Origin of the sequence: Lautropia dentalis (genome assembly GCF_003892345.1) — a bacterium.
Taxonomy (GTDB): domain Bacteria; phylum Pseudomonadota; class Gammaproteobacteria; order Burkholderiales; family Burkholderiaceae_E; genus Lautropia; species Lautropia dentalis.
This window is the reverse complement of the sequence record NZ_RRUE01000001.1, coordinates 2,053,403-2,062,961: the sequence shown is the minus strand read 5'-3', so window position 1 is coordinate 2,062,961 and position 9,559 is coordinate 2,053,403. Positions and strand designations below refer to the sequence as shown.

3 protein-coding genes are annotated in these 9,559 nt (G+C 61.2%); all 3 read left to right on the top strand.

Annotation, left to right across the window (positions count from 1 at the left end; translation table 11 throughout):
* Positions 1-2,126 (top strand): condensation domain-containing protein (locus EHV23_RS07975; protein ID WP_203228910.1); only part of this gene is annotated, 2,126 nt, incomplete at its 5' end.
* 48 nt (positions 2,127-2,174) lie between these two features.
* Positions 2,175-3,331, top strand: a protein-coding gene (locus EHV23_RS07970) for an IS3 family transposase (RefSeq protein ID WP_125095427.1) whose coding sequence is annotated in 2 segments (ribosomal slippage) — positions 2,175-2,430 and positions 2,430-3,331 — 1,158 coding nt in all. Because the reading frame shifts where the segments join, the coding sequence is not laid out codon by codon here.
* A gap of 21 nt (positions 3,332-3,352) precedes the next feature.
* Positions 3,353-9,559 (top strand): amino acid adenylation domain-containing protein (locus EHV23_RS07965; RefSeq protein WP_275265097.1); only part of this gene is annotated, 6,207 nt, incomplete at its 3' end.

The window sequence follows — 9,559 nt, the reverse complement described above, 5'->3', positions numbered from 1 at the left end:
GGCTGCGGGATCACCTGAGGGCGGAGCTGCCGGCGTACATGGTGCCGAGTGCATTCGTGAAGCTTGAGGTGATGCCGCTGACGCCCAATGGGAAGGTGGACAGGAAGGCGCTGCCGGCGCCGGATGCGGAAGCGCTGGTCACACACATGTACGAGGCGCCGCAGGGACCGGTGGAAGAGGTGCTGGCGGGAATCTGGCAGGAGCTGCTGGGCGTGGAGCGGGTAGGGAGAAACGACAGCTTCTTCGATCTGGGCGGACACTCGTTGCTGGCGGTGCAGCTGATGGGCCGCATGCGCCGGGATCTGGGTCAGGAGATCGAGCTGCGGGAACTCTTCGATGCGCCGACACTGGCTGCGGTTGCCAGTCGGCTGCAGCAGGCCGACGAGGCGCTGACTGCTCCGATTGAGCCAGCAGAGAGGACGAAGGATCTGGTACTGTCGTGGGCGCAGCAGCGGCTGTGGTTCCTGGAGCAGCTCGAAGACCTGGGATCGGCGTATCACATCCCGGCCGTGCTGCGCCTGCAGGGTGAGCTGGACAGGGGGGCGCTGCAGCGCACGCTGGATGCGATCCTGGCGCGGCACGAGGCGCTGCGTACGGTGTTCGTGCGCGCAGACGACGGAGAGCCGGTGCAGCGGATACTGCCTATGCAGCCGTTTGCGCTGGCGTATCGCGATCTGTCACAGCTTGCGGAGGGTGAGAGGGAACAGGCGAAGCAGGCCCTGACGGAAGAGACGCTGCACAGGCCGTTCGATCTTACGCAGGATGTGCTGATTCGTGCCAGCCTGGTGAAGCTGGCAGAGAAGGAATACATCCTGAACCTGTGCATGCACCACATCGTATCGGATGGCTGGTCGATGGGTGTGCTGACACGGGAGCTGGCGGCGCTGTACGAGGCGCTCAGCCAGGGGCAGGAGAATCCGCTGCCGGCGCTACCGATTCAGTATGCGGATTACGCACAGTGGCAGCGGCAGTGGCTGAGCGGCGAGCGGCTCGAGCAGCAGGTGGCTTTCTGGAAGGAGGAACTGTCGGGAGCGCCGTCGCTGCTGGAGTTGCCGACGGACCGTCCGCGGCCGCAGGTGCAGAGCTTTGCGGGCAGCGTAATACCGTTTGAGCTGGGCGAAGGCCTTACACAAGGGCTCAACGCCCTGGCCAGACGACACGGGGCGACGCTGTTCATGGTGCTGCAGGCGGGGTTTGCGGTGCTGCTGGGCAGGTTGAGTGGTCAGGACAATGTGGTGGTGGGCACGCCGGTGGCCAACCGCAAAAGGAGCGAGCTGGAGGGGCTGATCGGGTTCTTTGTGAACACGCTGGCGCTGCGCACACGGCTGGATGGGCAGGCAACGGTGTCGGAGCTGCTGGCGCAGGTCAGGGATCGCACGCTGGCGGGGTTTGGACATCAGGACGTGCCGTTTGAGCAGGTGGTCGAGGCGGTGCAGCCAGAGCGGGACATGAGCCACAGTCCGCTGTTCCAGGTGATGCTGGTGTTGCAGAACAATGCAGAAGTCGAACTGAAGCTGCCGGGTCTGACGCTGGGCCAGGAGGAATTCGGGCACGATACGACGCACTTCGATCTGACGCTGTCGCTGGGTGAAGAAGAAGGGCGATTGCAGGGGATGGTGGAGTACGGCACGGCGCTGTTCGAGCGAGAGACGGTCGAGCGCTGGCTGGGCCACCTGAAGGTGCTGCTGTCGGCGATGGTGGCCGATGAGGCCTGCACTTTGGCTCAGTTGCCACTGTTGACGGAGGAGGAGCGAGAGCAGGTCATCAGAGAGTTCAATGCCACGGATGCCGAGTACCCGAAAGAGGCGCTGATCCATGAGCTGTTCGAGCAGCAGGTTGAGCGGACACCACAAGCGGTGGCGGTGCGGTATGAGGACGAGCAGCTGACGTACGTCCAGCTCAACGCCAGGGCCAACCAGCTGGCACACCGGCTCAGGGCGATGAGGGATGCCTCGGGTGCTCCGGTGATGAAGCCGGATGCGCTGGTGGCGATCAGTGTGGAGCGCAGTCTGGAGATGGTGGTGGGGCTACTGGGGATCCTGAAGGCGGGAGCGGCGTATGTGCCGATGGACCCGGAGTATCCTGCAGATCGAATCGCGTACATGCTCGGGGATGAGGTAGCCTGACTTCCGTAGACACCCACATGAGGGAGAATGGCCATGGAGGGTCAACGGATGAAACAGAATCAGAGTTACACAGCCGAGTTCAGGACGGAAGCCGTCAGGATGGTCCTTGAACAGGGACTTTCGCAAGCCGAGGTCGCCGCCAGGCTGGGGGTTCCGAAGGGGTCACTGGCCAACTGGGTGGTCAAGGCCAAGGGGCCGAGCAAGCCATTCTCGGGTGTGGCCGAGGCCAGCCGCGAGGAGCTTCAGGCCGAGGTGGTGCGACTGCGCCGGGAGCTGGCCCGTGCCGAGATGGAGCGAGAGATCGTAAAAAAGGCCGCCGCGTACTTTGCGAAGGAGTCCCTGCAAGGTACGCGTTCCTGAAGGACAGGGTTCACGGCAAGGGGTACCCGTTGACCGTGGCCTGTCGGGCTCTGGAGGTTTCTCGCAGCGGCTATCTGGCCTGGCTCAAGCGCCAGCCCAGCCAACGGGCCAGGGACGACGAGCGCCTGCGTGTTCACATCAGGGCGGCTCACGAGGCGGGGCGCCAGACCTATGGGGTGCGACGCGTACATGCGCTGTTGCGGCACCAGGGACAGAAGGTCGGACGGGATCGTGTCGGACGTCTGCGGCGCGAGATGGGCCTGTGCTGCCGGCAGAAACGCTGCTTTCGCACGACCACGGACTCGGCACACACCTTGCCTGTGGCGCCCAATCTGCTGGCCCAGGACTTCAGTGCCGACGCACCGGACAAGGTCTGGCTGACGGACATCACCTATGTGCGTACGGATGAAGGCTGGCTGTATCTGGCTGGCGTGAAGGACGTGTTCACTCAGGAGATCGTCGGCTACGCCATGTCGAAGCGCATGACACACGAGCTGACACTGGAGGCTCTGAACCGGGCTGTCCGGTATGCCCGCCCCGAGCCCGGACTACTGCATCATTCCGATCGGGGAAGCCAGTACTGCGCAAGTCGCTACCGTGAAAGACTTGATGCCCTGGGCATGCAGGTGTCGATGTCACGGCGGGGAAACTGCTACGACAACGCACCGATGGAGAGTTTCTGGGGATCACTCAAGAACGAGTTGCTGTACCAGCGGCGTTTCGCCACGCGTGCGCAGGCACGAGCGGCGATCACCGAGTGGATCGAGGTGTTCTACAACCGTCAGCGACTGCACAGTGCACTTGGCTACCAGTCGCCAGTGGCCTTCAGGCAAGGTTTTCTTTGAACGGACTTCACATTAAAGCAACTGTCTACGGTTGACAGTACACCTCAGGATTCACAGGCGCAGGCGCTGCTGACGCAGAAGAGGCTGCAGCAGCGGCTGCAGGCAGCGGCCCGGGGAGATGACAGAGGTTCGGGAGCGATTCTGCTGCTGGATGAGGAATCGACGTATGCGGGTCAGCCCGAGACGAACATTGGCCGGGAAGAGACAGGCCAGAACTCGACGAGCCTAGCGTATGTGATCTACACCTCGGGATCGACCGGTCTTCCCAAGGGGGTGATGGTCGAACACCGCCAGCAGGACAATCTGCTGCCGGCGATCCACCGTGCGTATGGCCTGACAGAAAGGGACCGGGTGCTGCAGTTCGTCTCGATGGCTTTCGATGTGGCGGCCCAGGAGATCTTCGGTACGTTGACTTCAGGTGCAACGCTGGTACTGCGCAACGAGGCCTGCATTGGTGACAGCGTGTCATTCTGGCAGGCGTGTCAGGCGTGGGGCGTCACGGTGGCGCACCTGCCGGCGGCGTTCTGGCACCGTCTGGCCTATGAAGTACCGGATGAGTTGCCTGCAGCGCTGCGACTGATCGCGCTTGGGGGTGAACGACTGGACCCAGGAGCATTGTCACACTGGTCCGAGCGCCAGGGCGAGCGGGTTGTGCTGCTCAATGAGTACGGTCCAACCGAAACGACGGTGACGGCCACCACGCATGCAGTAAAGGCGCAGGAGGCTGCGCGTGCACCGATCGGTAGACCGCTGGCCAATGTACGGATCTATGTGCTGGATGGTCAAGGGCAGCCGGCACCGCTGGGCGTGCAGGGTGAGATTTGCATTGGTGGTGAAGGCGTGGCCAGGGGCTACCTGAACCAGCCGGAGCTGACCGAAGAGCGATTCGTGAAGGATCCGTTCAGTGACGTGCCGGAAGCGCGGATATACAGAACGGGAGATCTGGGTTGCTGGCAGGCCGATGGTGTGTTGCAGTTTGTGGGCCGCAATGATGATCAGATCAAGATTCGTGGCTTTCGGGTGGAACTGGGTGAGATCGAGACGCGACTGGCTGCACTGGAACAAATCAGAGAAGCCGTGGTACTGGCCCGAAAGAATCAGCCGGGAGACAGGCGGTTGGTGGCGTACTGGACGGCCCATGAGGAACTTCCCGAGGATGCATTGCCGGATGTGGAACGGCTGCGGGGTTACCTGAAAGCGGAGCTGCCGGCGTACATGGTGCCGTCGGCATTCGTGAAGCTGGAAGCGATGCCGCTGACCCCCAATGGGAAGGTGGACAGGAAGGCGCTGCCGGCGCCGGATACGGAAGCGCTGATCACCCATGAATACGAGGCGCCACAGGGCTCGGTGGAAGAGCTGCTGGTTGGAATCTGGCAGGAACTGCTGGGTGTGGAGCATGTGGGCCGGCACGACAACTTCTTCGACCTGGGTGGACACTCATTGCTGATCGTGTCCATGGTGGAGAAGCTGCGCCAGGCAGGTCTGAAAGCAGAGATCCGTCAGGTGTTCCAGGCAGGGAGCCTGGCAGCATTGGCGACAGAGATCAGCGGGCAGGGGGTCGATACGTGGGAGGCGCCAGCCAATCTGATCCCGCAGGATTGCACCTATATCACGCCGAATATGCTACCGTTGGTGGAACTGGATCAGGCACAGATCAACCGTATAGCCGAGATGGTACCAGGAGGGATGGCCAACATTCAGGACATCTACCCGCTGGCGCCCTTGCAGGAAGGTATGCTGTTCTATCACCGATTCCACCGGGACAACGATCCGTATGTACTCGCTGCCATCGTGTCGTTTGCCTCATGGCAGCAGTTCGAACGTTTTGCCCAAGCCCTGAACACGGTGGTGGCACGGCATGATGTGCTGCGCACGGCGATTCTGTGGGAGGGCTTGCCGCATGCGGTGCAGGTGGTGTACCGGCATGCGGAGCTGGTGAAGGAGCCGCTGGAGATTGTCGATGAGGGCGATGCGTTGCAGAGCATCCGGGTGTATCTGGATGAAGCGCCGCTGTCGATGGACTTGGCCGAGCCACCGTTGCTGAACCTGCGGCCGGTGCGTGTTACCGGCAGGACGGAAGAGGGGCAATGTCATGCCGTATTGATGTGTCACCATGTGATAGGCGACCATGTGTCGCTGGATGTGATGATGCAGGAGGTGGTGCAGATTCTGGAGGGAAAAGAAGATGCTCTGCCTGCGCCGGTGTCCTATCGGGCATTCGTGGCCCACAGTCTGGACAGCCAGCGCGAAACGGATGCGCAAGCGTTTTTCCGACAGATGCTGGGAGACGTGGATGGGCCGACGGCACCGTTTGGGCTGATGGACGTTCACGGTGATGGCACCACAATCAGAGCGAGTGCGCAGCTTCTGGAAGTGGCGCTGTCGCAGCGGATCAGGGAAAGGGTGGGCAAGCTGGGCATGAGTGCAGCAACACTGTTCCATGTGGCCTATGCGCTGGTGCTGGCTCGGTGTGCGTCGCATGATGATGTAGTCTTTGGCAGTGTGCTATTGGGACGCATGGGGGGTGTGGCCGGAGCGGACCTAATGATGGGGATGTTCATCAACACACTGCCAGTTCGGCTAAAGCTAAAGGGTGTGAGTGTGTTGGAGGCGATGCGCGAAACCCAGGCCTTACTGATGGACTTATTGAAGTATGAGCAAACACCACTGGCAGTAGCGCAACACTGCAGTGGTCTGGCCAACGGCGTGGCACCGTTTAGCGCGATTCTGAACTTCCGGCACAGCCAAGGATCGGAAGAGATGACTGAGCGTTCAGGCATGATGATCGTGGAAGGGAGGGAGCGTACCAACTATCCATTCGCAGTGTTTATTGATGATCTGGGCAGTGACTTTGCACTGACGGCCCAGACGGATAGCAGTGTTGTTGAGCCGGAGCGTGTTCTGGAGTACGTGGGTTGCACAGTACAGAGAATCGTCGAGGCGTTGGAAGTCGATCCGAGCAGGAGGCTGCTGCAGCTGGAGATGCTTCCCAGTTCTGAACGGAAGCAGCTGATTCACGGGTTCAATGCCACACAGGCGGAGTATCCGAAGGATGCGCTGATCCATGAGCTATTCGAGCAGCAGGTGGAAAGGACACCGCAGACGGTGGCAGTGCGATACGAGGACCAACAGCTGACATATGCGCAATTGAACGCGAAGGCCAATCAGCTGGCGCACCGGCTGAGGGCGATGAAGGATGCCTCGGGGGCCCCGTTGATAAAACCGGATGCGCTGGTGGCGATCAGCGTGGAGAGAAGCCTTGAGACGGTGGTGGGGCTGCTGGGGATTCTGAAGGCGGGAGCGGCGTATGTGCCGGTGGACCCGGAGTATCCGGTAGACCGGATTGCGTACATGCTCAGGAATTCGCAGGCACAGGTGCTGCTGACGCAGAAGAGGCTGCAGGAACGCTTGCAGGCGGCGGCATGGAGTGATGAGGGCTGTGATCTGGGAGAGCTTCTGCTGCTGGATGAGGAATCGACGTATGCGGAGCAGTCAGAAGGGGAGATCAGCCGCAATGAGACGGGCCAGACGTCGTCGAATCTGGCATATGTGATCTACACATCGGGTTCGACGGGTCTGCCCAAGGGTGTGATGGTCGAACATCGTAGTGTGGTGAACAGACTTGTCTGGATGCAGGGCGAATACGGTCTGACGGAGGCGGACACCGTATTACAAAAGACATCCATTGGCTTTGATGTGTCGGTATGGGAAATCTTCTCGACATTGCAGGCTGGCGCACGTTTGGTCATGGCCATTCCTGGAGGTCACAGGGATGTGCAGTATCTAGAAGAGGTCATAGAAAAGAACAGCGTGACGGTTTTAAACTTTGTTCCTTCCATGCTCCATGCACTTCTTGAACATGTCATGCAAGGACAATTCAGCAGTGTTCGCCAGATCATGTGTGCAGGGGAAGAGCTTCCACTTTCACTGCAGAGTCGCTGCACTCAGCTTTTGCCCAAGGCCCGTCTGGACAATATTTATGGTCCAACAGAAGCAGGTATAACCTTCTGGAAGTGTGAACCCCTTCAAGAGTTTGATCGTGTTCCAATAGGTAGGCCAACATCCAACACAAGGGTTTATATTCTTGGCGCAGAAGGAGAGATCAGCCCTGTTGGAGTAGCAGGTGAAATTTACATAGGAGGAGATGAAGTAGCCCGTGGTTATTTGAACCGGCAGGAGCTGACGGCGGAGCGCTTCATGGACGATCCGTTCGGTGAGGAGCCGGGAGCGCGGATGTACAGAACGGGGGATCTGTGCATGTGGCGGGCCGATGGTGTTCTCGAGTATCTGGGCAGGAACGACTTCCAGGTCAAGATCCGTGGTTTCCGGATCGAGCTGGGAGAGATCGAGGCGAGACTGGCAGAGCTGCCCGAGGTTCGGGATGCCGTGGTGGTGGCACGTGAGGACCATCCGGGAGATAAACGGTTGGTAGCGTACTGGACGGCTCGTGAGGAACTGGGCGAAGAGGGGCTGCCGGATGTGGAGCGGCTGCGTGATCATCTGAAGGCGGAGCTGCCGGCGTACATGGTGCCGGGTGCGTTTGTGAAGCTGGAGGCGATGCCGCTTACCCCCAATGGGAAGGTGGACAGGAAGGCGCTGCCGGCGCCGGATGCAGATGCACTGGTCACGCATATCTGGGAGGAGCCACAGGGTCCGGTGGAAGAGATACTGGCCGGTATCTGGCAGGAGCTGCTGGGCGTGGAGCGGGTAGGGAGAAACGACAGCTTCTTCGATCTGGGCGGACACTCGTTGCTGGCGGTGCAGCTGATGGGCCGCATGCGCCGGGATCTGGGTCAGGAGATCGAGCTGCGGGAACTCTTCGATGCGCCGACACTGGCTGCGGTTGCCAGTCGGCTGCAGCAGGCCGACGAGGCGCTGACTGCTCCGATTGAGCCAGCAGAGAGGACGAAGGATCTGGTACTGTCGTGGGCGCAGCAGCGGCTGTGGTTCCTGGAGCAGCTCGAAGACTTGGGGTCGGCGTATCACATGCCGGCCGTGTTGAGCCTGCAGGGAGAGCTGGACAGGGAGGCGCTGCAGCGCACGCTGGACGCGATCCTGGCCCGGCACGAGGCGCTGCGCACGGTGTTCGTGCGCAATGAGGGCGGAGACCCGGTGCAGCGGATACTGCCGGCGCAGCCGTTTGCGCTGGCGTATCACGATCTATCACAGCTTGCAGAGGCCGAGAGGGAACAGACGAAACAGGCCCTGACGGAAGAGACGCTGCACAGGCCGTTCGATCTTACGCAGGATGTGCTGATTCGTGCCAGCCTGGTGAAGCTGGCAGAGAAGGAATACATCCTGAACCTGTGCATGCATCACATCGTGTCGGATGGCTGGTCGATGGGTGTGTTGACACGGGAGCTGGCGGCACTATACGAGGCGTTCAGCCGGGGTCAGGAGAATCCGCTGCCGGCATTGCCGATCCAGTATGTGGATTACGCTCAGTGGCAGCGGCAGTGGCTGAGCGGCGAGCGGCTCGAGCAGCAGGTGGCTTTCTGGAAGGAGGAACTGTCGGGAGCGCCGTCGCTGCTGGAGTTGCCGACGGACCGTCCGCGGCCGCAGGTGCAGAGCTTTGCGGGCAGCGTAATACCGTTTGAGCTGGACGAAGGCCTTACACAAGGGCTCAACGCCCTGGCCAGACGACACGGGGCGACGCTGTTCATGGTGCTGCAGGCGGGGTTTGCGGTGCTGCTGGGCAGGTTGAGTGGTCAGGACAATGTGGTGGTGGGCACGCCGGTGGCCAACCGCAAAAGGAGCGAGCTGGAGGGGCTGATCGGGTTCTTTGTGAACACGCTGGCGCTGCGCACACGGCTGGATGGGCAGGCAACGGTGTCGGAGCTGCTGGCGCAGGTCAAGGACCGCACGCTGGCGGGCTTTGGCCACCAGGACGTGCCGTTCGAGCAGGTGGTCGAGGCGGTGAGCCCTGAGCGGAGCATGAGCCACAGCCCGCTGTTCCAGGTGATGCTGGTGTTGCAGAACAATGCAGAAGTCGAACTGAAGCTGCCGGGTCTGACGCTGGGCCAGGAGGAATTCGGGCACGATACGACGCACTTCGATCTGACGCTGTCGCTGGGTGAAGAAGAAGGGCGATTGCAGGGGATGGTGGAGTACGGCACGGCGCTGTTCGAGCGAGGGACGGTGGAGCGCTGGCTGGGGCACCTGAAGGTGCTGCTGTCGGCGATGGTGGCCAATGAAGCTTGCACCTTGGCCAGGCTGCCGTTGTTGACG